The organism is Janibacter sp. Soil728, assembly GCF_001428305.1.
Classification (GTDB): domain Bacteria; phylum Actinomycetota; class Actinomycetes; order Actinomycetales; family Dermatophilaceae; genus Janibacter.
This window is the reverse complement of the sequence record NZ_LMRZ01000009.1, coordinates 24,928-48,282: the sequence shown is the minus strand read 5'-3', so window position 1 is coordinate 48,282 and position 23,355 is coordinate 24,928. Positions and strand designations below refer to the sequence as shown.

The window sequence follows — 23,355 nt, the reverse complement described above, 5'->3', positions numbered from 1 at the left end:
CCGCGCAGCCTGGCCAACACCACCGACGAGGATGCTCTCTTCTGCGTCATCATCGGCACCAAGAAGCCGCAGCTGCCCACCTACCCCGAGACCTCGGACATGCACGGCGTCACCCGCTGAGCAGACCAACGCCACGCACTGGGGCGGCCGACGCCATGTAGGCGAGGCCGCCCCAGTCGTGTCTCAGAAATTTCCTTCAGCGCTTGACTTTTAATTGCTGAATGACATTCTGGTCTTCTCATCTCACAGTCACGTGTCAAAGGAGACCCTCTGTGTCCATTCGCCACCACCGCGCTCTCGCGGGAGCCCTCGCCGCCACCACGTCCGTTGCTCTGCTCACCGCGTGCGGTGAGTCTGACTCCGGAGCAAAGGAGAACACCGACTCGGTGACCATCCGCACGGACGTCTACTACACGGGCGCTGTGCTCCCCCTCGTCGCCGGCGTCCAGACCGGGATCTTCGAGAAGCACGGCCTCAAGGTCGACCTCAAGGAGGGCACGGGATCGGCGACCACCATCCAGACCGTCGCCAACGGCTCGGACGACATGGGCTACGCCGACGCGGCCACGATGGTCCAGTCCGTGGGGCAGGGCATGGACGTCACCATGGTCGCCGGAATGGTCCAAGAGTCACCGATGACGATCATCGCCTTCAAGGACTCCGACATCAAAAAGCCCGCCGACCTCGAGGGCAAGACCGCCGGCTACACGCCGGGCTCGGCAGCCGAGCGACTCTTCCCGGCCTATGCGGAGGCGGTGGGGATAGACGACAGCAAGGTGACCTTCCGCAATGTCGACATCCCGACGCGGACCCAGCTCTTCCTCGGCGGCAAAACCGACTTCACGTTCGGCCTGACCAATGTCAGCCTGCCCAACCTTAAGCTGGCCTGCGACTGCGAGTTGGAGACCTTCACCTACGCCGACGCCGGGGTCAACACGCTGAGCTCGGGCATCGTCGTCGGCGACGACTTCCTGAAGAAGAACCCCGAGACCACCAAGAAGTTCCTCGCGGCTCTCGTGGAGTCCGTGGAGTTCGCCAACAAGGACACCGATGCAGCCGTCGACGCCTTCTTCAAGGTCGACAAGGACAGCAAGCTCAAGCCCGAGCAAGTCGCCGACCAGTGGAAGAACTCCAGCAAACTGCTCCACACCGGTAGCACGAAGGGTCAGGGAGTCGGCTGCACGGCCAAGAAGGACTGGGAGGAGACCATCGGGATGATGGAGAAGTTCGGCGACGTCGCCGAGGGTTCGGCCACCGTTGCCGACTCCGCAACCAACCAGTACCTGCCCGGGGAATGCACGGACGATCTCGGGAGTGACAAGTGACCCCGAACGACACGGCTGCGTTGCGGTCCTATGTCGAATTCGACGAGGTCGAGAAGAGCTTCGCAACGAAGGGGGGGAAAGTCGCCGCGATCGAAGCCCTGTCGCTGACCGTGGACGAAGGGGACTTTCTCGCCATCGTCGGCCCAAGCGGGTGCGGCAAGAGCACCCTGCTCTTGGCGCTCGCCGGCCTGACCACCCCGACCAACGGAACCGTCAGTCTGAAGGGGCGCACGATCGCAGGTCCAGTGACCGAGGCAGGTGTCGTCTTCCAGAACGCCGAGTTGCTCCCGTGGCGCACAGCGCTGGAGAACGTGCTCCTCCAGGCCGAGGTGCGCAAGTTGCCCAAGGGGTCGCTGACGGAGCGGGCCCGTCAGCTGCTCGCGGATGTCGGGCTGGCTGGCTTCGAGGACCACTACCCGGACGAGCTCTCGGGCGGGATGCAGCAGCGAGTCTCGCTGTGCCGGGCGCTCCTGCACGACCCGTCGATCTTGCTCATGGACGAGCCCTTCGGTGCCCTGGACGCAATCACCCGCGACCAGGTCCAGATGGATCTGCAGAATCTGTGGCTGAAGTCCCGTCGGACGGTCATGTTCATCACCCACAGCATTGAGGAAGCCGTCTTCCTCGCTGACCGGGTCATCGTCCTGTCCCCCCGCCCAGCCACCATCGCCGCGGACATCCGTGTGGACCTGCCGCGGCCCAGGCACGTCGCCGACCGCGGTTCCGCGGAGTTCACGGCCTATGTCAACGAGATCCGCGACGAGTTCGGCAAGCTCGGGATCTTTTCCGACCGCGACCCCGTCAGCAGGTGAGTGGAGTGACTCAGATGGCCGCAACGAAAGACAAGATCACCCGACCGCGAGGCGTGGCACCCCGGCCGCAGCGCCTCCTCGGCCATGGGCTGGTGGCTCTTCGCGGCGTGTGGCCGGCGATCGCCCTGATCTGCGTGATGCTCGCCGCGTGGCAGGCGATCTCGAGCGCGGGCCTCGTCGAGCAGTATGTGCTGCCCGCCCCGTGGGACATCGCCAAGGCCATGGTGAGCGACGCCGGCCTCTTCTGGACAGCCTCGATCCCGACGCTCACGGCGATCATCGTCGGGTTCGTCATCTCGATCCTCATCGCGCTCCCCATCGCCATCGGGATGGTCTACAGTCCGCTGCTTCAGAGGGCCATTTACCCCCTGCTCGTGCTGTCCCAGGTCGTCCCCAAGGTCGCGCTGGCGCCGCTGTTCATCATCTGGTTCGGCTTCGGCACCGCGCCGAAGGTCTTCATGGTCGTGCTGATCGCCTTCTTCCCGCTCGTGGTGGACGCCGTCGTCGGGTTCCAGGCGGCGCGGCCCGAGAGCCTCATGCTCGTCCGGTCGATGGGGGCCAGCAGGTGGCAGGCCTTCTGGAAGGTCCGTTTCCCATGGGCGCTACCGAGCATCTTCGCCGGCGCCAAGGTCGCGATCACCCTAGCCGTCGTCGGTGCGGTCGTCGCGGAGTTTGTCGGCGCCGACAACGGCCTGGGTGTGGTCATCACCCAGGCCAGAGGCAACCTCGACACCGTCACCGTCTTCGCCGGAATCGGATTCCTCTCGATCATCGGTCTCGCTCTCTTCGCGATCGTGAGCGTCCTCGAACGCGTCCTCGTCCGGGGTAGCCGCAGCGGAAGGTCCTTCGAGGCTGCAGGCTCGCTGTGAGGCCCGCCCTCTGTCACGGCCGTAGGGTCAGCCCATGACCAGAGACGCCCATGCAGACTCCGTCGATCGCGCCGTCGCGGAGTGGGAGCAGCAGCGCCCCGACGAGAACTTCGTGGCCATGGCCCTCTTCGGCCGGCTCTCGCGCATCGTCATGGGGCAGCGGGCGATCTTCAACCGCCGTCACGATCTCGCCGGGCTGACCCTGAGCGACTTCGACGTGCTCGCGACCCTCAGCCGCGCCCCGGGACACACCCTCAGCGCGGGCGAGATCGCGAGCACGTCGCTGCTCACGCTCGGCGCCGTGAGCATGCGCATCGACCGCCTCGAGAAGGACGGCAAGGTGACCCGCGCCCGCAGCAGCGAGGACCGTCGGATCGTCTTCGTCAGCCTCACGGGCGCAGGGCGCCAGCTCATCGAGAGCATCCATCCGCACCACGTGCAGGCCCAGTCACGACTCTTGGCGGACCTCAGCAGCGAGGACCTCGCCGCACTGGAGCCCCTCCTGCGCAAGGTCGAGGAGTCGATGCGCGCACACGAGGACGAGGTGCGATCGGCGCCGATCGGCATCGAGGAAGCGAGCCCGGCGCTCTGACCCGACCCGGCCGCACACTCCGTGCGGGTCCCGTCCGCGGCTCGATCTCAAGAGCACACGTGACGAACTCACTCCTTGCAGGTCAGCTCGTCGCCCTCAGGTGTCTTGCCGGTGAGCCAGTACTGGTCCACCGCCTTGTCGACGCAGTCGTTCTGCCGCATGTAGGCGGTGTGGCCGTCGCCCTCGTGGGTGATGAGAGCCGAGTCCGCGAGCTGCTCGTGCAGGCGGACGGCCCACTCGTACGGCGTGGCCGGGTCGCGGGTGGTGCCGACGACGAGGATCGGGTCGGCCCCCTTCGCGGCGACCTCGTGAGGGGTGTTGGTGGCGTCGACCGGCCACTGGGGGCACGGGGACTCCCAGGCCAGCGCGCGGCCCCAGATCGGTGCCGCCGCGACGGCCTTGTCGATGAGCGCCTGCTGGTCATTGCCCTCCTCGGTGCGGTCAAGGCAGTTGACGGCAGGGAGCGCCTCCAAGAGGTTCGTCGCGTAGCGGCCGTTCGCGTCGCGACCCGCGTAGGCGCGTCCGAGCTGGGCGAGCGGACTACCGTCGCCGTCCTGCGCACTGACGAGGGCATCGGTCAGCTGCGACCACATCCCCTGGTCGTAGAGAGCCTGCGCGATGCCATAGGTCGCCCACCCCTCCGTCAGCTCGATGCCTGCCGACGCCGGCAGCGGGTTCTGGTCGAGCTGCACCAGCTGGTCCTGCACGTTCTTGACGACCTCGTCCACGCTGTTGCCGAGCGGGCAGTCGTTGTCGACGCAGCTGCGCGCCCACGACCTGGTCGCGGTGTCGAAGCCTGTGGCCTGGCCGATGACGGACTCCTCCGCCGACAGGTCGGGGGGCATTACCCCGTCGAGCACGAGACGGCCAGCGCGGTCGGGGAAGAGGTCTGCGTAGGTCGCGCCGAGATAGGTGCCGTAGGACTTCCCGAGATAGGTCAGCTTGCCGTCGCCGAGTGCCGCCCGGAGCACGTCCATGTCGCGCGCCGCCTCCGCCGTCGAGACATGGCCCAGGAGCTCCCCGCTCTTGGCCTTGCACCCGTCGGCGAAGGCTGCTTGGTCCGCGTCGTCCGCCGTCCGCTCCTCGGCGGTGTCAGGGGTCGGGTCCTTCGCCAGGTAGGCGTCCAGGTCGGAGTCGCTCAGGCAGTCGATGGGGGCCGAGCGCCCGACACCCCGCGGGTCGAAGCCCACGACATCGAAGTGCCGCCGGATCTGAGCACTGACGATGTTGTCGGCCGCAGCCGCGTAGTCGACGCCCGAGCCGCCCGGCCCGCCGGGGTTGACGACGAGGGAGCCGGCGGCCTTCTTCTTGGCCTTCATCCGCAGCACGGCGATCTCGATCGTCTTGCCGCCCGGGTTGTCGTAGTCCATGGGGACCGTGAGCTTTGCGCACTCCCCCGAGCCGGTGTCGCAGTCGCCCCACTGGAGCGCCTGCTCGTAGAAGGGCTCCAGGCCCTTCGACCCCTTGGGCGGCTTCTTGTCCCCGGTCGTCAGCCCCGTCGGCGCGACGTCCGGCTCGAGCAGGGAGCATCCCGACATCGACAGGAGGAACGCCACCGCAACGGCCACGACACGAAGGGGGCGGCGCGCTCGAAGACTCATTGGGCAGACGCTACCTGCCTCCTCAGCGCCTGCTGGGCCGCCGGCCGCCCTTGGTGACGGGCCGAGCCGACGCACCCGAGCGAGTTCTACCGAGCAGAGGGCAGCTGCAGTGAGACCGCCATGGCCTCGAGCGCGAGCAGCGGCGCGACATTGGCCGCGATGCGGTCGCGGGCGGTGGCGATGGACTCCATCGCGACGAGCAGGCCCTCGCCGCTGAAGGAGCGCGCGACCTCCTCGACGACGGGCCGGGCGTCCTCGTTGACCAGGGCGACGGGAGACCCGGCGTGCAGGACCAGGGCGTCGCGGTAGACCGACAGCAGGTCGACCAGAGCACGGTCGATCATGTCCCGGGTGAAGCGGGTGGCCCGCGTCTTGTGCTCCTTCTCCAGCGCACTGACCTGCGCGCGCACGTGCGGCGGCTGGGTCCGGGCACTCGGGTCGGCGCCGAGCGTCTCGAGCAGCCGCTGCTTCTCCGCGGCACCGCGGGTCTCGAGGGTGCGGTCGCGCTCCTGCTCGGCGATCTGCAGCAGGTCGGCAGCGGCCCCGACGGCATCAGAGACCCCGCGGATGCGCGCGGCCATGGTGATCGTGTCGCGCCGCCGGATGCGCGCGCCCTCGTCGGTGGCCAGGCGCTTGGCCAGCCCGATGTGGCTCTGCGCCGCCCGGGCCGCGTAGGTCGCCATGCCGGGGTCGATGCCGTCACGACGCTGCAGCAGCTTGGCGACCTCAGCGACGGGTGGCGTGCGCAGCCGCACGTGCCGCGAACGCGAGCGCACGGTGATGAGCACGTCCTCGAGGCTCGGGGCGCACAGCAGCCACACGGTCCGGGGCGTCGGCTCCTCGAGCGCCTTGAGCAGCGCGTTGGCCGACTGCTCGGTCAGGCGGTCGGCGTCCTCGATGAGGATGATGCGGTACCGGCCGACGCTCGGTGATCGGCCGGCCAGCTGGACGAGACCGCGGGTGGCCGCGACCCCGATCGACAGGGCCTCCGTGGCCAGCAGGTCGACATCGGCGTGCGTCCCGTCGAGCGCCGTCCGGCACTCGCGGCACTCGCTGCACCCGCCGTCGGGGCACAACAGCGCTCCGGCGAAGGCCCGAGCCGCCGTGGAGCGCCCGGACCCGGGAGGCCCGGTGAAGAGCCAGGCGTGGGTCATCGCGGCCGGATCGGTCACGGCCCGCTGCAAGGTCTCGATGGTGTCTGGCTGACCGACGACGTCACGCCAGATCGGGGGCTGCTGCTGGGCGACCGGGACGCTCACAGCAGGCCCTCGTGCACCAGTCGTTGCCGGACCTGCTCGGCGATCTCCTGCGGCGGGGTGGTGCCGTCGACGACGAGATAGCGAGCGGGGTCCCCCTTCGCCATCGCAAGGAAGTGCTCACGGACGGCAGTGTGGAAGGCGTCGGCCTCCGACTCCATCCGGTCGTGCGTACCGCCGCGACGTCGCCGCCCTTCGGCAGGGTCGACGTCGACGAGCACGGTGAGGTGCGGGGTCAGACCGCCCACGGCCCACCCCTGGAGGTCAGCGACCTCCTGAGCGCCCAGCGAACGGCCCGCACCCTGGTAGGCGACCGACGAGTCCGTGTAGCGGTCGGTGACGACCACCGCTCCGCGGGCGAGCGCAGGGAGGACCACCTCCTGCACGTGCTGGGCCTTGTCCGCGGCGAAGATCAGCGCCTCTGCCCGAGGCGAGACTGCCTGACCGTGCAGCACCAGGTCGCGGAGCGCTAAGCCCAGTGTCGTGCCGCCCGGCTGGCGGGTCACGACGGCCTCGCGCCCAGCCTCCTCGAGCGCCGCCACGAGGTGACGCACCTGCGTCGACTTGCCCGCGCCGTCGCCACCCTCGAAGGCGATGAAGTACCCACTGTCCGTCACGTCGTCGACCTTAAGCCACGGGGATGACAGCCGATGGCGGATGGTCACAAGTGGGTTGCGGTGGAGCCGGGCCTCGTCACCCCGAGCCGTACAGGGGTTGGGTGAGGGTGAACCCGAGCGTCGGGTGCGGGAGGACTGATCGTGGTCGACTTCATCGCGGACAAGTGGCAGGACATCCTGTTTCGCTCCTACCAGCACGTCTCACTGGTCGTTCAGTCCGTCCTGCTCGCCACGATCATCGCCATCGCTCTGGCCGTGCTCGTCACGCAGATCCCACGGCTGCGGTCCGCCGCCAACATGATCAGCGCCATCGGCCTGACCATCCCGTCGCTCGCCCTCCTCGGCCTGCTCGTACCGCTCGTCGGCATCGGCACGCTGCCCCCAGTCATCGCCGTCACCTTCTACGCCACCCTGCCGATCCTGCGCAATGCCGTCGTCGGGCTCTCGGGAGTCAGTCCCACGCTCCTGGAGTCGGCGAAGGGCATGGGCATGGGGTCGCTGACCCGGTTCCGGCGAGTCCAGCTCCCGATGGCCTGGCCCGTGATCATGGCCGGACTGCGCGTCTCCACCCAGATGTCGATGGGTGTCGCGGCCATCGCCGCCTACGTCCTGGGGCCCGGCCTGGGCACCTACATCTTCACCGGCCTCGCCCAGATCGGTGGCGCCAATGCCCTCAACTACGCCCTCGTCGGCACCTTCGGTGTCGTGATCCTGGCACTCCTGCTCGACGCCGTCCTGCTGCTCGTCAGCAGACTCACCACCTCGAAGGGGATCCGCGTCTGATGTCCACCACCACGAGCGGTCAGCCCGCACCGGAGAAGGACTCCCCGACCAGCGCGGTCAGCGGGGCCGAGATCGTCTTCGACAATGTCGTCAAGACCTATCCGGGGCAGAGCACCCCAGCGGTCGACAACCTCTCCCTCACCGTCCCGGCAGGCAAGATCGTCATGTTCATCGGCCCCTCGGGCTGCGGCAAGACGACCACCCTGAAGATGATCAACCGGCTGCACGAACCGACCTCCGGGACGATCACCATCGACGGCGAGGACATCCGCAGCAAGAACGCGACCGAGCTGCGACGCACCATCGGCTACGTCATCCAGGGTGGCTCGCTCTTCCCGCACATGACCGTCGAGGAGAACATCGCCCTCGTGCCCGGCCTGCTCAAGTGGGACAAGAAGGACATCGCCGCTCGCGTGGAGGACCTGCTCGAGCTCGTCGGACTCGACCCCTCGCGATACCGCAACCGCTACCCCAAGGAGCTCTCCGGCGGTCAGCAGCAGCGCGTGGGCGTCGCCCGCGGTCTCGCCGCCGACCCGCCGGTCCTGCTCATGGACGAACCCTTCGGCGCCGTCGACCCGATCACCCGGCAGCGCCTGCAGGACGAGCTGATGAGCATCCAGGAGGAGCTGCAGAAGACGATCGTCTGCGTCACCCACGACATCGACGAGGCCATCAAGCTCGGCGATCGCATCCTCCTGCTGAGCGAGGGCGCGCACGTCGCGCAGTACGACACCCCGCAGGAGATCCTGTCCAACCCCGCCGACGAGTTCGTCGAGGACTTCGTCGGCTCCGGCTCCTCGCTCAAGCAGCTGAGCCTCTCGCGCGTCGACGAGCTGGAGCTGCAGCAGCCGGTGATCGCCTCGGTCGGGGACGAAGGGAGTGCCGCCGCCGCAGCAGCGCGGGCCGCCGGGCAGAAGGACGTCATCGTGCTGGACGCCCGACGACGCCCTGTCGGGTGGTACAGCCTCGGAGAGGCCACCCGGATGAGTCGGCTACCGCAGGAGTCGCACGAGGACATCTCCGTCGTCGACCGTCGCGCGACGATCAACGACGCACTCGACTCCATGCTCGCCAGCTCGCACGGCGGCGTGCTCGTCACCGGTCGCCGCGACGAGTTCCTCGGCGTCGTGACCTTCACCGCGGTCACCGAGCACATCCGCTCGACGTCCGAGAGCTCGCCGTCATGAGCGACGCCACCCGGCAGGTCAGCACGGTCGACACCGGTGTCGAGGACCGCAAGACGACGATCCGGCTGCTCATCGGCCTCCCCCTGCTGTGCGCGGTGATCCTCGGTGGGTGGAGCATCTGGCGGCAGACCGCCGACCTCGACGACATCGAGGCCCGTCAGCTCGCGTGGGGCACGATATTGGAGCTCACCCGTCAGCACATCGTCCTCACCCTGATCACCACCGCGGTCGTCCTCGTCACCGCGATCCCCGCCGGAATCCTGCTCACCCGCGGCTCCTTCCGCCGGTACTCCGGCTTCGTCACGGGCTTCGCCAACGCCGGCCAGGCGGCGCCCGTGATCGGGCTCATCGTCCTGCTGGCCATCTGGCTCGGCTTCAACACCAGGACCGCGGTGCTCAGCCTGGCCATCTACGGCTTCCTGCCCGTGCTGCGCAACACGATCGTCGGACTGCAGCAGGTCGACCAGACCCTGGTCGAGGCGGCCAGGGGGATGGGCATGTCGGCTGTCGACGTGCTCCGACGAGTCGAGCTGCCCCTCGCCATGCCGGTCATCATGGCCGGCGTGCGTACCGCCCTCGTGCTGGTGGTGGGCGCAGCGGCCTTCGCGACCTTCATCAACGCCGGCGGGCTGGGCGCGCTCATCACCACGGGTATCAACCTCTTCCGGTACTCCATCCTCGTCAGCGGCGCCGTCATCATCGCGGTCGTCGCGTTGCTCGTGGACTGGGCCGGTCGCGTGCTCGAAGTGCTGCTCACCCCGAAGGGGACCACGTGATGAGTCGACACCTGCTCCCTTCGTCCAGCGGCCCCTCCCGTCGCTCACTGGTCCTCGGCGGGGCAGGCCTGCTCGGTCTGAGCCTCTCCGGGTGCGGACTGGGTACGAGTGGCGGCTTCGTCCCGTCCGGGCAGCTCGCCGGCCCGATCGCCGACGTGGACCTCTCCGGGGCCAAGATCGCCGTCGGCTCCAAGAACTTCACCGAACAGCTGGTGCTGGGCAAGATGGCGGTCATCGTGCTGCGCGCCGCCGGCGCGGACGCACCCGACCTGACCAACATCCCCGGCTCCTCCAGCGCCCGCCAGGCGATGCTCGAGAACCAGGTCCAGATGCAGTGGGAGTACACCGGCACCGCCTGGATCGCCTACCTCGGCGAGACGACGCCGATCCCGGACGAGCAGAAGCAGTACGAGGCCGTGCGCGACCGGGACAAGAAGGACAACGACCTCATCTGGCTCCCGCCGGCGCCGATGAACAACACCTACGGCTTCGCCGGCCCGAGCGAGACGATCAAGAAGCTCGGGATCACCAAGCTGTCGCAGCTGTCGGAGGTGCCCAAGAAGGACCTGACCTTCTGCGTGGAGTCCGAGTTCAACAACCGCAACGACGGCTTCGTGCCAATGCTCAAGACCTATGGGCTGACCAAGGGCAAGGACTTCCCGGACAGCAATGTCAAGGTCCTCGACACCGGAGCGATCTACTCCGCGACGGACAACGGCACCTGCACCTTCGGTGAGGTCTTCACCACCGACGGCCGGATCAAGGCCCTCGACCTCACGGTGCTCGAGGACGACAAGGCCTTCTTCCCGAAGTACAACGTCGCACCCGTCGTGACCGAGGCCGTCATGGAGTCCTTCCCCGCCGTGGCCGACCTCTTCAACCCCGTGACCGCCAAGCTCACCGACGGCGTCCTCATCGAGCTCAACGCCCAGGTCGACGTCGAGGGCAAGGACCCGGCCGATGTCGCCATCGGGTGGCTACGGAGCGAGGGCTTCATCCAGAAGTGACCGCTGGGCGCGTGCTCGCTCCACGGGGATACGTTGATCCTCATGAGTTTCAGCGACGAGACCGGCCGAGCCCTCACCATCCGCGCCCTGACCGCCCAGACCGATGGTCGGGTCCCGGGCCTCGCCGCCGGCGTGGCGCGTGCAGGAGCTCTGGAGTGGTCCACCGGGATCGGGACGATCGACCTCGCCTCCCCCGGCGACGCGCCTGACGACGACACCCAGTACGCGGTCGCCAGCAACTCCAAGACCTTCACCGCCGTCGCCGTCATGGCCCTGCGCGACGAGGGCCGGCTCGACCTCGACGACACCGTCGAGACCCACCTGTCCGACAGCTCGCACGCCCGCGTGACCATCCGCCAGCTGCTCTCGCACACCTCCGGGATGCAGCGCGAGCCGATCGGCGACGTCTTCGACACGATGGTCATGCCCACCCGCGAGGAGCTGCTCGCGGGGTGGTCCCGGGCCGAGCGGGTCGGCCGACCGCACGACCGGTGGCACTACTCCAACCTCGGCTTCTCCCTCCTCGGCGAGATCATCTCCCGCCTCGACGACTGCCCCTGGGAGGAGTCGATCCGACGCCGCATCCTCGACCCCCTCGAGATGACGCGCACCGGGACCGCCCCTACCGGTCGCCGGGCGAAGGGGTACTACGTGCCCCCCTTCGCCGATGTGCCGCTCGAGGAGCCGGTCTTCGAGGCGCGCGCCATGGACCCGGCCGGCGGGCTGCGATCCACCCTGACCGACATGGCCCGGTGGGGCGGCTTCATCGCGTCCCCCGTGGAGGAGATCCTCTCCCCCGACACTCTCGAGGAGATGTGCCAGCCGCAGGTCGTGTCGGACACGATCGGCTGGACCTCAGCCTGGGGCCTGGGACTGCAGCTCGTCCGGCACGAGGGGCGCACCTGGGTCGGTCACACGGGCGGTTGGCCCGGCTCGATCACCGGGGTATTCACCGAGCGCTCCTCTGCCACGACGGGCCTGATCTTCATGAACAACTCCGCGCCCGTCGCGCCGGGTGCCGCCGCGATCGACCTCGGCACCATCGCGATCGAGCGCGAACCCGTCGTCCCCGAGCCGTGGCAGCCCGGCACCACGGTCCCCGAGGACCTCGTCCCGCTCCTCGGGCACTGGTACTCGGAGGGATCCCACTTCGTGCTGTCGGTGCGGGAGGGCAAGCTCGAGGCCCGCGTCGCTGGCCAGCCCAAGGAGCAGCCGCCGTCGGTGCTCGAGGCCGAGGGCGCCGACCGGTACCGCACGGTCTCCGGTCGCGAGAGCGGCGAGCTGCTGCGGGTGCAGCGAGACGAGTCGGGTGGGGTCAGCCATTTCAACTGGGCGACCTACCGCTTCACCCGCGAGCCGCTCGCCTTCGGCGCCTGGCTCTGAGGCGGGCGCGGGCCGCGCGCATGGCCGGGCTCAGGGCAGGACGGCCCGCTCCCACGAGGCGATCGGGCCGTCGACGACCTCGAAGATCGGGTGCGCCCGCGCTGGCTCCGCCCGCAGCCGCGCTGCCCACTCGGGCGCGCGCTGGTCACACTTGGTGAGCAGGTGCTCGTGCTCCAGCGCGAGCTGGCCGTCGGTGAGGGTCATCCGCAGCGAGCGGTCAGGCTCCCCCACGAGTCGTGTGCGGTCGAAGCGATAGCTCCGCCGGTCTGCCTCGTCCGCGAGCCCTGACAGCCAGGTGACGACACCCGTCACGGGTTCGTCGAGCTCGCGGAATCGCTCGAGCTGCGGGTGGCGGACGTACCCCTTCGTCCGCCCGAGCAGCACGGCCTGCGCGAGCAGGCCCTCTCGCCAGCCCGAGACCAGCGCCGCCCGGTCCAGCTGACCCGGATCCAGGCTCCACAAACGCATCGCCGCTCCCTTCCGTGGTTGTTACGCGCGGGTACGACGACACGGTAGCCACACCTCGGGGCCCCGACCCCGCAGAACCCGCGGGCCAGCAACGACCGCAGGTCCCACCGTGTCGTCGTACCCGCGAGTCACGTGGCGATACACAAGCGCGGGCGAAGTGGTGCTGTCGGCCCGACTCAAGACTCAGGCCGGGCTGTCGATCAGGCGAGGCGCCCGACCAACGTCCCGGCCTGAGTCCTAGGGCCGACAGCACCTCTTCGCCCGCAACCAGCGAGACCGAAGAGGAGCTCACCTCACGCGAAGTGCTTGCGCAGCTCCCGGTTGAGGATCTTGCCGGTCGCGTTGCGCGGCAGCTCGTCCATGAAGACGACCTCGCGAGGGATGCAGTGACGTGCCCGGTGCGCGCGCACGTGGTCCTTGACCTCGTCGGCCGAGAGCTCGTGCCCGTCGTTGAGCGCGACGAAGGCCGCGAGCCGCTGGCCGAAGTCGGGGTCCGGGACGCCGATGACCGAGATCTCGCGGACGGCGGGGTGCTCGGCGAGCAGCCCCTCGACCTCGATGGGGTACACGTTTTCGCCGCCACTGACGATCATGTCGTCGTCCCGACCGTCGACGAAGTACAGGTCGCCCTCGACGTGCCCCACGTCGCCGGTGGAGACGAGCCCGTCGATGAAGTCCTTGGTGTTGCCGTTGGTGTACCCGTCGAAGACGAGCTCGTTGCTGCAGAAGATCCGGCCCTTCTCGCCCGGGGCGACCTCGCGCCCGTCCTCGTCGAGGATCTTGACGACGGTGCCCAGGGGAGGCGTGCCCGCGGTGTTGGCGTCACGCCGCATGTGCTCCGGGGTCGCGATGCAGACCCAGGAGGCCTCGGTGGACCCGTAGAGGTTGTAGAGGACGTCGCCGTACTCGTCCATGAACTTCGTCGTGAACCCGGACGGGTAGGCCGAGCCCGAGGTCGCCACGACGCGGAGCGTGCGCCGCGAGCGGGCCGCAGGGTCGCTCGGCAGCTCCATCATCCGCTGGAGCATGACGGGGATGGCGAACATCACGTCGGGCTGGAGCTCGGCGAGGGCCGTGCGGGCGGCCTCGGGCTGGAAGCGGCGCTGCAGGATGATCGTGGCGCGCAGAGCCATCGACAGCTGCATCGCGGCGTAGCCCCACGTGTGGAAGATCGGCGCGGAGATGAGGATCCGGTCGTGCGCCCTGAGCGGGATCCGGTCGATGATCGAGATGAGCGGACCGAAGCCGCCGGGAGTCTTGCGGGCCGCGCCCTTCGGCGTACCGGTGGTGCCGGACGTGAGGATGACCGTGCGGCCCCCCTTCGCCGGGACGGGCAGGGAGTCGGGCCGCGCGGTCTGCTCGACGCGGCGGGCCAGCTCGGTCTCGGTGATCTTGGGCATCGACGCCGGGAGGTGCGAGACGGCCTCGGCGAACTCGTCGTCGTGGATGAGCGCCTTGATCGCCTGCTGCTCCACGACGACCGCGAGCTGCGGGCCGGCCAGGCCGGTGTTGCCCAGGACCAGGTCGATCCCGACGGCCGAGGTGGCGGTCATGACCTCGATGGCCTGCACGTGGTTGCGGGCCAGCAGACCGATGCGGTCACCGGCGCCGAAGCCCATCTCACGCAGGATGACGGCAATCTTCTCGGAGTTGGCCAGCAGCTGCGCGTAGGTCGTCTCGCCGCGGGTCTCGTCGATGACGGCGACCGTCTCCGGGGAGCGGTTGGCGGCCTGGCGAAGCTCGCCGGCCAGGCCGAAGCCCCACTTCTTCAAGGCGGTGAGCTGCTTGACCTGGGCGACGGGGGGCCCGGGGTTGAGCATGCCGCGCTTGGCCATGGTCTTGGCGATGATCAGAGGATTCATTGCGTGCATCAGGCCTTCGGGATGTCGAAGAGGGTGGGGAACTTGGCGGCCACGGCGATGTCGCCCTTGACCTTGATCTTGCCGCGCATGACGAGCATCGTCGGGTTGCCTCGACCGGTCGCGATCTTGGTGAACTCCGGCGGCGCCATCATCAGCGACGCATCGAACTGCTCGCCGGGGACATCAGAGACCGAGCAGGCACCATCGTCGACGACGACCTCGTAGGTGTCGTGCGGGCGCTCGTCGGGGCCACCGGTGATGCGGAACTGGACGGTGGCGCTCAGCGCCCCCGCCTTGTCCGCGCGGAAGAGCTCGGGAAAACGTCCGAAGATCGCGTCCAGGAGCGGCACACGGTGCACGCCGCGCATCACCTCGGCGATCTCCTTGTCGGACATCGACGTGACGGTCCGGGCGAACTCCTGCGGAGTCATCGACTCGAATGTCGACGGGTCCAGGTCCATGTGCAGCTCCTCTGGTGCGCGGTCGAGGCGACCATACCCACGGGTAACGAGCCCGGCAACGCCACCCGCTGCCGGGCCACCCTCGGGGTCAGGACTTCTTGGCCGCCGTCTTCGTGGCGGTCTTCTTCGCCGCGGTCTTCTTCACCGTCTTCTTGGCAGCCTTCTTGGTCGTCTTCTTCGCCGACTTCTTGCGGGTGCTGGGCCCCTTGGCCCGCTTCTCCGCGATCAGCTCGTAGGCCCGCTCGGCCGTGAGGGTCTCCGGCTCGTCGTCACGGCGCAGCGTGGCATTTGTCTCACCGTCGGTGACGTAGGGACCGAACCGACCGTCCTTGACGACGACCTTCTTGCCACTCACCGGGTCCTCACCGAACTCGGCGAGCGGAGGCTTGGCGGCGGCCCGGCCGCGCTGCTTGGGCTGGGCATAGATCGCGAGCGCTTCCTCGAGCGTCATCGCGAAGATCTGCTCCTCGGTCTCGATCGAGCGCGAGTCCGTCCCCTTCTTCAGGTACGGGCCGTAGCGGCCGTTCTGCGCCGTGATCGGCACCTCGACCTGGGTCTCGGTGCCGTCCTCCTTGGTCGTCGTCTCGGTGGCCGTACCGATGGTGCGAGGAAGGGAGAGGAGGCGCAGCGCCTGCTCCAGGTCGACGGTCGCCGGGTCCATGCTCTTGAAGAGGGAGGCCGTACGGGGCTTGACCTTGGCCTTGCCACGCTTGGGCTTCTCGTCAGCAGCCTCCTCGAGCACCTCGGTGACGAAGGGTCCGTAGCGACCGGTCTTCACGATGACATCCCGGCCGGTCTCGGGGTCCTGACCGAGCACACGACCGTCGTCGGCAGCCGCCACGAGGAACTCGCGGGCCATCGCGGGCGTCAGCTCGTCCGGGGCCACGTCGTCGTTGATCGTCGCCCTCTTGGGCGCCGGGGTCGTCTTGGTGTCGTCGGTGACCTCACCGGTGCCGGGGTCGACCCCCTTCGGCACGACCTCTTCGACGTACGGGCCATAACGACCGACCCGGACGACGATGCCGTCACCGATGTCGATCGTCGAGATGGCGCGGGCGTCGATGTCGCCCAGGTCCGAGACGAGGGCGGCCAGCCCTTCGCTGCCCTGGCCGTCGCCGTAGTAGAAGCGCTGCAGCCAGGCCACCCGCTCGGCGGAGCCGGAGGCGATCTCGTCGAGGTCCTCCTCCATCGAGGCGGTGAAGCGGTAGTCGACGAGGCGGCTGAAGTGGACCTCCATGAGCCGGGTGACGGCGAAGGCGAGCCACGTCGGGGCCAGGGCGCTCCCCTTCTTGCGGACGTACCCGCGGTCCTGGATGGTGCTGATCGTCGAGGCGTACGTGGAGGGTCGGCCGATGCCGAGCTCTTCCATCTTCTTCACGAGCGAGGCCTCGGTGTAGCGCGCCGGCGGCGAGGTCTCGTGGCCCGAGGCGTTGGCGTCGACGACGTCGACCGCAGCCCCCTCGGAGAGCTTCGGCAGGCGCGCATCCCCGTCCTTCTTGGACTCGCGCGGCTCGTCGGTGCCCTCCTCGTAGGCCGCGAGGAAGCCCTTGAAGGTGATGACGGTGCCCGAGGCGGAGTACTCGGCCGCCTTGGCGACCTCGCAGCCGCCGAGATCGGCACCCAGCTTGATCGTGGCGGTCGAGCCCTTGGCGTCGGCCATCTGCGAGGCGATGGTGCGCTTCCAGATCAGCTCGTAGAGCTTGAACTGGTCACCGCGCAGCTCGCCGGCCACCTGGGCGGGCGTGCGGAAGCGGTCGCCGGCGGGGCGGATCGCCTCGTGCGCCTCCTGGGCGTTCTTGGACTTCTTGCCGTAGACACGCGGCGACTCGGGGACGAAGTCCGCGCCGTACATGTCCCGGGCCTGGCCACGGGCGGCGGCGATGGCGGAGCCCGACAGGTTGGTGCTGTCGGTACGCATGTAGGTGATGTACCCGTTTTCGTACAGCTTCTGCGCGACACCCATGGCCGCCTTGGCGCCGAGGCCGAGCTTGCGGCCGGCCTCCTGCTGCAGCGTCGACGTGGTGAAGGGGGCGTACGGCCGGCGGGTGTAGGGCTTCTCCGTGACGGAGGAGACCGTGACGGCGGAGGCGATCGTCGCCTCGGCGACCGCCGTGGCCGCCCGCTCGTCCAGCTGGCGAGCGTTGCCCTTGAGAGAGCCGGTGTCGTCGAAGTCGCTGCCGGTGGCGACCTTGGTCCCGTCGAGGGAGGCCAGCCGGGCGGCGAAGGGAGCGGAGGTCGAGCTGAACGTGCCCTCGACGCTCCAGTAGGAGGCAACCTTGAAGGCCATCCGCTCGCGCTCGCGCTCGACGACGATGCGGGTCGCGACGGACTGGACGCGACCGGCGGACAGGCCTGCCTTGACCTTGCGCCACAGGACCGGCGAGACCTCGTAGCCGTACAGGCGGTCGAGGATGCGGCGGGTCTCCTGGGCGTTGACCAGGTCGATGTCCAGCTCGCGGGTCTCCTCGACAGCGCGCTGGATGGCCTCCTTGGTGATCTCGTGGAAGACCATCCGCTTGACGGGGACCTTGGGCTTGAGGGTCTCGAGGAGGTGCCAGGCGATGGCCTCGCCCTCGCGGTCCTCATCTGTTGCGAGATAGAGGGTGTCGGCGTCCTTGAGCAGTCGCTTGAGCTCGGCGACCTTCTTCTTCTTGTCCGGGTCGACCACGTAGAAGGGCTCGAAGCCCTCCTCGATGTTGATCCCGAAGCGGCCGAAGGGGCCCTTCTTCATCTCCGCGGGCATCTCGGAGGGCGTCGGGATGTCGCGGATGTGTCCGACCGACGCCTCGACGACGTAGTCCGCGCCGAGGTACCCGGCGATGGTCTTGGCCTTGGCGGGTGACTCCACGATGACGAGCTTGGTGGTCATGTGTGCCTCATTCCTGACCCCACGTGCAGCGGATTCGTCGCTGCTTCGACGTCGGGGTGCATCTGGCGCGACCGTACTACGAGAGTCCGCCCCCCTTCGCAACGCCTTGTCATGCGGCAGCACCGGCCCTCTTGATTTTGATTGTAGATACAAGTATTATCGCTGACATGACGACTCCCCCCGTGCTCTTCCTGTCCCACGGCGCTCCCCCGTTGGCCGACGACGCCCGCTGGACCGCCGAGCTGGCCCGCTGGTCGGGCTCCTTCGAGGCGCCGAAGAACATCCTGATGATCTCGGCGCACTGGGAGGACGCGCCCGTCACGGTCAGCCCCACGCAGCGCAAGGTCCCGCTGACCTACGACTTCTGGGGCTTCCCGCAGCACTACTACGACGTCCGGTACGACGCCCCCCTGGCTCCGGACCTGGCCTCCGAGGTGTCCGGCCTGCTCAAGGCGAAGGGGGTCGACGTCCAGCACGACGAGGCCCGGGGTCTGGACCACGGCGCCTACGTGCCGCTCGTCGAGATGTACCCGGAGGCCGACATCCCGGTCCTGCAGATGTCGATGCCGACCCTCGACCCGCATGCGCTGCTCGACCTCGGCCGCGCCCTCGCGCCCCTGCGGGACCAGGGCACGCTCATCGTCGGGTCGGGCTTCACCACCCACAACCTGCGGTGGTTCAACCCGCGCGCCGGTGCGGACGCCGCCCCGCCGGCCGCGTCCAGCGAGTTCGACCACTGGGCCGCCGAGACCGTCGGGGCCGGTGACCTCGACGCGCTCGAGCGCATGCTCGAGGTCGCACCAGCAGCCCACGAGGCCCACCCGCGCACGGAGCACTGGGCCCCGCTCTACGTCGCGGCAGGTGCCGCGGAGGCCTCCGGCGCGACCGAGCGGACGACGCCGGTCGACGGCTTCTGGTTCGGATTGTCCAAGCGCTCCTGGCAGTTCAGCTGATCGCGGTGTGAGTGGGGACACCCCCCGTGGGTAGTCCTCCCCATCGCCTGACGTCGGAGTCATCGTTAGGGTCGTGCCAGCACCGCCCGGCGCACGGCCGGGCACATCAGGGAGGACACACGACATGAAGAAGATCGCCACCATCATCGCCGCCAGCGCGCTGACCATCGGTCTCGCCGGCTGCGGCGGCGGCAACGACGCGGAGAAGACCGTCGAGACCTTTGGTCAGGCGCTCAAGGACAAGGACTTCAAGACCGTCTGCGACACCATCGACCCCGAGCTGGTCAAGACCATCGAGGCCGGCTCCCCCGACGGCCAGTCCTGTGCCGACGCCATGAAGGCCAGCGAGGACGAGCTGACCGGCGAGATCGGCGAGGACGACGAGATCAACATCGTCAAGTCCGAGATCGCCGAGGACGAGAAGACCGCCACGGTCACCGTCAAGAACAAGGACGACAAGGAGCAGGACATCAAGCTCAAGAAGGTCGAAGACTCCTGGAAGATCACCTTCTGATGACCTGACCGGCTCGTGCATCTCGAGCCTGTTGACGAAGGGCGGCCGGACTCCGGCCGCCCTTCGTCGTGTCTCACCCCGGCAGCAGCAGCCCGTCCGCCGCAAGCCGCCGCACGAGAGTGGCCCCGGCCGCGAGCGACTCCCCGGTCGGCAGGTCGAGCAGCGCCGAGATGGCCGTGAGCGACTGGCGTGCGGTCAGCTCACCGTCGCTCACCGACACGAGGGCAGCGTCGAGGGTGTCGAGCCGGATCGAGCGGGCGAGCCCGCCGCCCTGGCGGAGGACGATGACATTGGGGTCGGTCGCACCCGGGGCCGCGTGGGTCTCGGTCGTCACGTCCCCGGCGCAGGTCCAGGCGGTGTCCAGGACCGCGTCGTCGTCCATGCCGGCGAGCCGGTCGCGGGCGGCAAGCCCGGCCACGATGGTCGGACCCATCGGGGAGGCGACCGGTCCGGTGATCTCGACGAGGTCGACGAAGGGGGCCCGCTGGGTCGTCGGCCGGTGCAGCGTGATGATGCCAAAGCCGATCTGCTCCACCCCACGCGCCGCGAAGTCGTCGAGCCACGCACCGACGAGCGCCTCGTACTCGCTGGTCCCGGGCAGGTGGCCGCCGTCGCGGGACCACAGCTCGGCGTACTCCGCCGGGTCCTGCACATCGCGCTGCACGACCCAGGCGTCGAGCCCGCTCGCCGCTACCCACTCCCCCAGTCGCTCGCGCCAGTCCTGCCCGCCCGCGGTCTCCCAGTTGCCCAGGAGCTGAGCCACTCCGCCGGGGGCGAGGTGAGCACCGACACCCTTGGTCAGGGCCTCCACGACGGCATCGCCAGCGGCACCGCCGTCGCGGTACTCGTACAGCGGTACGCCTGCGGACCGAGGCGTGATGACGAAGGGGGGATTGCTCACGACGAGGTCGAAGGACTCTCCGGCGACCGGCTCGAGGAAGGAGCCTTCGCGCAGATCCCAGTCGGCCTGGTTGAGCGCGGCGTTGAAGGCCGCGAACCCCAGGGCCCGTCGCGAGAGGTCGGTCGCGACGACCTCGTCCGCGTGACCGGAGAGGTGCAGGGCCTGGACTCCGCACCCGGTCCCGACGTCGAGCGCCCGGGTCGCCCGGGTGCGTGGGGTCCACGAGGCGAGGGTCGAGGAGGCCCCGCCGATGCCCAGGACGTGGTCGACGGGCAGCGGGCCGGTCCGGGTGTGGTCGGTCGGGTCGGAGGCCACCCACCACGAGCGCCCCTCGTCGTCGCCGTAGGGGCGCAGGTCGCAGGTCGCGACGACGTGTGCGCCGTGGGGCTCGACGATGCCGAGCGTGACCGCACCCGTGACCCCGGTGCGCGGCAGCGCCTTCGCGAGGTCGTCTGCGGCCGTGGGCAGCCCGAGCCCGAAGCACCCGATGAGCACCCCCAGCGCATCCCGCGCGCCGGCGACCGCACGTCGGGCCGGCAGCGTCTGCTCACGCCCCAGCGCGTTGGCGGCCAGGTCCCCCAGTCGGGCCCGGACGTCGTCGACGCCGAAGGGGGCATCGGCGAGGTCCTGCCGGAGGGAGTCGAGCAGGGCAGGGTCGGTGCGCGGGGTCGCCGTGGAGGTCACGATGCCGAGCCTAGTGCGGGTGCACCTTCTGGTCCCTCCCCCTTCGTCACCCGCCCACCGCATCTCCTTGAGGTCGTGCCGGTCTCAGACCCGCTCGACCGCGGGCTCCCCCTCGGTGCTGCTCATCGCCACGTCGTCGCGCTTGGTGATGACCAGGGCGACGACGATGATCAGCAGTGCCGCCAGCGCGATGCCCCAGCGGATCAGCTGGTCGGTGCTGTCCCCGAGGTAGAGCGTGATGATGGCGGGCGCGATGAGGACGGCGACCAGGTTCATCACCTTGATGAGGGGGTTGATGGCCGGGCCGGCGGTGTCCTTGAAGGGATCGCCGACGGTGTCACCGATGATCGCCGCCTCGTGACCTGGCGAGCCCTTGCCCCCGTGCCTGCCGTCCTCGACGATCTTCTTCGCGTTGTCCCAGGCACCACCGGAGTTGGCGAGGAAGACAGCCATGAGCGCACCGCAGGCGATCGCGCCGGCAAGGAACCCGGCGAGCGCGCCGATGCCCAACCCGAAGCCGACGATGATCGGTGTGAGCGCAGCGAGCAGTCCCGGGGTTGCGAGCTTGCTCAGCGAGTCGCGGGTGCAGATGTCGACGACGCGGGCGTACTCGGGCTTCTCGGTCCCCGCCATGATCCCGGGGTGCTCGCGGAACTGTCGCCGCACCTCGTGGACGATCGACCCCGCCGCGACGGTGACGGCGTTGATCGCCAGACCGGAGAAGAGGAAGACGACGGCGCCACCGAGGAGGACGCCGACGAGGACGCTGGGCGAGACGATCTGGGTGTTGACCATGACCTCGAGGTCGGCGATCCGCTCCGGGCTGACCGTGCCCGCACCGACCCCGGAGAGCGCCGAACGCCAGGCATCCGTGTAGCTGCCGAAGAGTGCCGTGGCGGCGAGCACGGCCGTGGCGATGGCGATGCCCTTGGTGATCGCCTTGGTCGTGTTGCCGACCGCGTCGAGCTCGGTGAGGATCTGTGCGGCCTCCTCGTCGACGTCGCCGGACATCTCGGCGATGCCCTGCGCGTTGTCCGAGACGGGGCCGAAGGTGTCCATCGCGACGATGACACCGACCGTGGTCAGCAGTCCACAACCGGCCAGGGCGATGAAGAACAGACCCAGGACCACTGACGAACCACCGAGGAGAAAGGCGAGATAGATGACGACGGCGATCGTCACCACCTTGTACACGGCCGACTCGAGGCCGAGGCTGATGCCGGAGAGGATGACGGTGGCGGCACCGGTCTCGGTGGTGCGCGCGACGTCCATCGTCGGCCGCTTGTCGGTGCCGGTGTAGTAGCCGGTCATCCGCAGGATGACTGCCGCGAGGACGATACCGAGGAGCACGGCGAGGAGGGCGGCCCGGCGTGGGTCGCCCACGAGCTGGGAGACCGCCTCGTCCGTGGAGCCGAGGTCGGCGTATGCACTCGGCAGGTAGAGGTAGGCAGCGGCCGCGCAGAGCACTGCGGAGATGACCGCCGAGATGTAGAAGCCCCGGTTGATGGCATCCAGGGCGGACTCACCGGCCTTGGCCTTGGTGATGAAGATGCCGATCATCGCTGTCACCGCGCCGATGGCAGGGATGAGGAGCGGGAAGACGAGCCCGTAGGCGCCGAATGCTGCGGAGCCGAGGATGAGGGCGGCGACGAGCATGACGGCGTAGGACTCGAAGAGGTCTGCCGCCATGCCCGCGCAGTCACCGACGTTGTCGCCCACGTTGTCGGCGATGGTCGCGGCATTGCGCGGGTCGTCCTCGGGGATCCCTGCCTCGACCTTGCCCACGAGATCGGCGCCGACATCCGCGGCCTTGGTGAAGATGCCGCCACCCACGCGCATGAACATCGCGAGCAGCGCAGCGCCGAAGCCGAATCCTTCGAGGACCTTGGGCGCGTCGCCCCGGTAGACGAGGACGACGACTGCGGCGCCGATCAGCCCGAGCCCGACGGTGAACATGCCGACGGTGCCTCCGGTGCGGAAGGCGATGCGCATCCCGTCGTCACGCCCGGTCGAGCGAGCCGCCTCTGCCACACGGACATTGGCCTTCACCGCGAGGGACATCCCGAGGTAGCCGATGGCCGCGGAGAAGGCCGCGCCGAGGATGAAGAACCCGGAGCGTCCCCATCGCACGGCCTGCGAGTCGGCCGGGAGCAGGAGGAGCAGGACGAAGACGAGGGCCACGAAGACGACCAGGGTGCGGAACTGTCGTCGCAGGTAGGCATGTGCACCCTCCTCGACCGCTCCGGCGATCTCCTGCATGCGTTCGGTGCCGGCTCCGGCGGCGAGCACCTGCCCCCGCAGGACCACCCCCAGCACGAGGGCGATGAGACCGATGACGGCGACGCCGCCGACCAGCCCCAGGTTGGTTCCGCCCAGATCGATCGCCGAAGCGCTGACCACGGTCGCGTGCGTGCCTGCCATGCCATCCTCCTTGA

Annotated in this window: 20 protein-coding genes; 11 read left to right on the top strand and 9 right to left on the bottom strand. The window is 69.0% G+C overall.

Annotation, left to right across the window (positions count from 1 at the left end):
• Positions 1 to 272: 272 nt before the first annotated feature.
• The 4 genes from ASG73_RS17285 to ASG73_RS17270 are packed head-to-tail and all read left to right on the top strand — an operon-like array spanning position 273 to position 3,598.
• A complete protein-coding gene (locus tag ASG73_RS17285; RefSeq protein WP_055998428.1) occupies positions 273 to 1,325 on the top strand; it encodes an ABC transporter substrate-binding protein in 1,053 nt (350 codons plus the stop codon).
• Positions 1,322 to 2,137 (top strand): ABC transporter ATP-binding protein, encoded by an 816-nt coding sequence (locus ASG73_RS17280; protein WP_235499503.1) that lies wholly within the window; start codon positions 1,322 to 1,324, stop codon positions 2,135 to 2,137. The genes ASG73_RS17285 and ASG73_RS17280 overlap by 4 nt, the downstream gene beginning before the upstream one ends.
• Positions 2,138 to 2,151: 14 nt before the next feature.
• A complete protein-coding gene (locus tag ASG73_RS17275; protein WP_055998424.1) occupies positions 2,152 to 3,006 on the top strand; it encodes an ABC transporter permease in 855 nt (284 codons plus the stop codon).
• Positions 3,007 to 3,040: 34 nt separating this feature from the next.
• The gene (locus ASG73_RS17270) at positions 3,041 to 3,598 is read left to right on the top strand and encodes a MarR family winged helix-turn-helix transcriptional regulator (RefSeq protein ID WP_055998421.1); all 558 of its coding nucleotides are present in this window, start codon (positions 3,041 to 3,043) and stop codon (positions 3,596 to 3,598) included.
• Positions 3,599 to 3,666: 68 nt separating this feature from the next.
• On the opposite strand, the gene ASG73_RS17265 is transcribed toward ASG73_RS17270, so the two are convergent.
• The 3 genes from ASG73_RS17265 to tmk form a co-directional block, all read right to left on the bottom strand.
• On the bottom strand, positions 3,667 to 5,199 hold the full coding sequence (locus ASG73_RS17265; RefSeq protein WP_055998418.1) for an alpha/beta hydrolase: 1,533 nt from the start codon (positions 5,197 to 5,199) through the stop codon (positions 3,667 to 3,669).
• 86 nt (positions 5,200 to 5,285) lie between these two features.
• On the bottom strand, positions 5,286 to 6,458 hold the full coding sequence (locus ASG73_RS17260; protein ID WP_055998414.1) for a DNA polymerase III subunit delta': 1,173 nt from the start codon (positions 6,456 to 6,458) through the stop codon (positions 5,286 to 5,288).
• Entirely contained in the window at positions 6,455 to 7,072 is a 618-nt protein-coding gene (tmk, locus tag ASG73_RS17255; protein ID WP_055998411.1) for a dTMP kinase, read from the bottom strand. The genes ASG73_RS17260 and tmk overlap by 4 nt, the downstream gene beginning before the upstream one ends.
• 141 nt (positions 7,073 to 7,213) lie before the next feature.
• Here tmk and ASG73_RS17250 point away from each other — a divergent pair, with 141 nt between their 5' ends.
• From ASG73_RS17250 to ASG73_RS17230, 5 genes are read left to right on the top strand one after another with little or no spacing between them, the layout of a single operon-like run.
• Positions 7,214 to 7,855: an ABC transporter permease gene (locus ASG73_RS17250; RefSeq protein ID WP_055998408.1), complete on the top strand. Its 642-nt coding sequence runs from the start codon at positions 7,214 to 7,216 to the stop codon at positions 7,853 to 7,855.
• Positions 7,855 to 9,042 carry an ABC transporter ATP-binding protein gene (locus ASG73_RS17245; protein ID WP_055998405.1) on the top strand — a complete coding sequence of 396 codons (1,188 nt, stop codon included), beginning with the start codon at positions 7,855 to 7,857 and terminating at the stop codon, positions 9,040 to 9,042. Before ASG73_RS17250 ends, ASG73_RS17245 begins: the two co-directional genes overlap by 1 nt.
• A complete protein-coding gene (locus ASG73_RS17240) occupies positions 9,039 to 9,818 on the top strand; it encodes an ABC transporter permease (RefSeq protein ID WP_082567368.1) in 780 nt (259 codons plus the stop codon). The genes ASG73_RS17245 and ASG73_RS17240 overlap by 4 nt, the downstream gene beginning before the upstream one ends.
• Entirely contained in the window at positions 9,818 to 10,825 is a 1,008-nt protein-coding gene (locus ASG73_RS17235; RefSeq protein WP_055998403.1) for a glycine betaine ABC transporter substrate-binding protein, read from the top strand. The genes ASG73_RS17240 and ASG73_RS17235 overlap by 1 nt, the downstream gene beginning before the upstream one ends.
• Positions 10,826 to 10,867: 42 nt before the next feature.
• Entirely contained in the window at positions 10,868 to 12,208 is a 1,341-nt protein-coding gene (locus tag ASG73_RS17230; protein WP_055998401.1) for a serine hydrolase domain-containing protein, read from the top strand.
• 30 nt (positions 12,209 to 12,238) lie between these two features.
• Here ASG73_RS17230 and ASG73_RS17225 read toward each other — a convergent pair whose 3' ends face one another.
• The 4 genes from ASG73_RS17225 to topA all read right to left on the bottom strand — a co-directional run bounded on the left by ASG73_RS17225 (position 12,239) and on the right by topA (position 17,868).
• Complete coding sequence (locus tag ASG73_RS17225; protein WP_055998398.1) at positions 12,239 to 12,676, bottom strand: pyrimidine dimer DNA glycosylase/endonuclease V; 438 nt, start codon at positions 12,674 to 12,676, stop codon at positions 12,239 to 12,241.
• Positions 12,677 to 12,969: 293 nt separating this feature from the next.
• Positions 12,970 to 14,538: an AMP-binding protein gene (locus tag ASG73_RS17220; protein WP_055998395.1), complete on the bottom strand. Its 1,569-nt coding sequence runs from the start codon at positions 14,536 to 14,538 to the stop codon at positions 12,970 to 12,972.
• A gap of 8 nt (positions 14,539 to 14,546) precedes the next feature.
• Entirely contained in the window at positions 14,547 to 14,999 is a 453-nt protein-coding gene (locus ASG73_RS17215) for an SCP2 sterol-binding domain-containing protein (RefSeq protein ID WP_055998392.1), read from the bottom strand.
• A gap of 88 nt (positions 15,000 to 15,087) precedes the next feature.
• A complete protein-coding gene (gene topA, locus ASG73_RS17210; RefSeq protein ID WP_055998389.1) occupies positions 15,088 to 17,868 on the bottom strand; it encodes a type I DNA topoisomerase in 2,781 nt (926 codons plus the stop codon).
• A gap of 167 nt (positions 17,869 to 18,035) precedes the next feature.
• Between topA and ASG73_RS17205 the strand changes: the two genes are divergently transcribed.
• Positions 18,036 to 18,821, top strand: a complete 786-nt coding sequence (locus ASG73_RS17205) for a dioxygenase family protein (RefSeq protein WP_055998386.1) — start codon at positions 18,036 to 18,038, stop codon at positions 18,819 to 18,821.
• Positions 18,822 to 18,945: 124 nt separating this feature from the next.
• Positions 18,946 to 19,335 carry a DUF4878 domain-containing protein gene (locus ASG73_RS17200; protein WP_055998383.1) on the top strand — a complete coding sequence of 130 codons (390 nt, stop codon included), beginning with the start codon at positions 18,946 to 18,948 and terminating at the stop codon, positions 19,333 to 19,335.
• A gap of 73 nt (positions 19,336 to 19,408) precedes the next feature.
• On the opposite strand, the gene ASG73_RS17195 is transcribed toward ASG73_RS17200, so the two are convergent.
• Together ASG73_RS17195 and ASG73_RS17190 are read right to left on the bottom strand one after the other, a co-directional pair.
• On the bottom strand, positions 19,409 to 20,920 hold the full coding sequence (locus ASG73_RS17195) for a DUF7059 domain-containing protein (protein ID WP_055998380.1): 1,512 nt from the start codon (positions 20,918 to 20,920) through the stop codon (positions 19,409 to 19,411).
• Between the two features lie 84 nt (positions 20,921 to 21,004).
• Positions 21,005 to 23,341 carry a sodium-translocating pyrophosphatase gene (locus tag ASG73_RS17190; RefSeq protein ID WP_055998377.1) on the bottom strand — a complete coding sequence of 779 codons (2,337 nt, stop codon included), beginning with the start codon at positions 23,339 to 23,341 and terminating at the stop codon, positions 21,005 to 21,007.
• Positions 23,342 to 23,355 lie beyond the last annotated feature (14 nt).

Bases quoted from the DNA above. Each gene is read 5' to 3' on its own strand.
- ASG73_RS17275 (WP_055998424.1), top strand. From the start codon at position 2,152: ATGGCCGCAACGAAAGACAAGATCACCCGACCGCGAGGCGTGGCACCC.
- ASG73_RS17270 (WP_055998421.1), top strand. From the start codon at position 3,041: ATGACCAGAGACGCCCATGCAGACTCCGTCGATCGCGCCGTCGCGGAG.
- ASG73_RS17265 (WP_055998418.1), bottom strand. From the start codon at position 5,199: ATGAGTCTTCGAGCGCGCCGCCCCCTTCGTGTCGTGGCCGTTGCGGTG.
- ASG73_RS17245 (WP_055998405.1), top strand. From the start codon at position 7,855: ATGTCCACCACCACGAGCGGTCAGCCCGCACCGGAGAAGGACTCCCCG.
- ASG73_RS17240 (WP_082567368.1), top strand. From the start codon at position 9,039: ATGAGCGACGCCACCCGGCAGGTCAGCACGGTCGACACCGGTGTCGAG.
- ASG73_RS17235 (WP_055998403.1), top strand. From the start codon at position 9,818: ATGAGTCGACACCTGCTCCCTTCGTCCAGCGGCCCCTCCCGTCGCTCA.
- ASG73_RS17230 (WP_055998401.1), top strand. From the start codon at position 10,868: ATGAGTTTCAGCGACGAGACCGGCCGAGCCCTCACCATCCGCGCCCTG.
- ASG73_RS17225 (WP_055998398.1), bottom strand. From the start codon at position 12,676: ATGCGTTTGTGGAGCCTGGATCCGGGTCAGCTGGACCGGGCGGCGCTG.
- ASG73_RS17220 (WP_055998395.1), bottom strand. From the start codon at position 14,538: ATGAATCCTCTGATCATCGCCAAGACCATGGCCAAGCGCGGCATGCTC.
- ASG73_RS17215 (WP_055998392.1), bottom strand. From the start codon at position 14,999: ATGGACCTGGACCCGTCGACATTCGAGTCGATGACTCCGCAGGAGTTC.
- topA (WP_055998389.1), bottom strand. From the start codon at position 17,868: ATGACCACCAAGCTCGTCATCGTGGAGTCACCCGCCAAGGCCAAGACC.
- ASG73_RS17205 (WP_055998386.1), top strand. From the start codon at position 18,036: ATGACGACTCCCCCCGTGCTCTTCCTGTCCCACGGCGCTCCCCCGTTG.
- ASG73_RS17200 (WP_055998383.1), top strand. From the start codon at position 18,946: ATGAAGAAGATCGCCACCATCATCGCCGCCAGCGCGCTGACCATCGGT.
- ASG73_RS17190 (WP_055998377.1), bottom strand. From the start codon at position 23,341: ATGGCAGGCACGCACGCGACCGTGGTCAGCGCTTCGGCGATCGATCTG.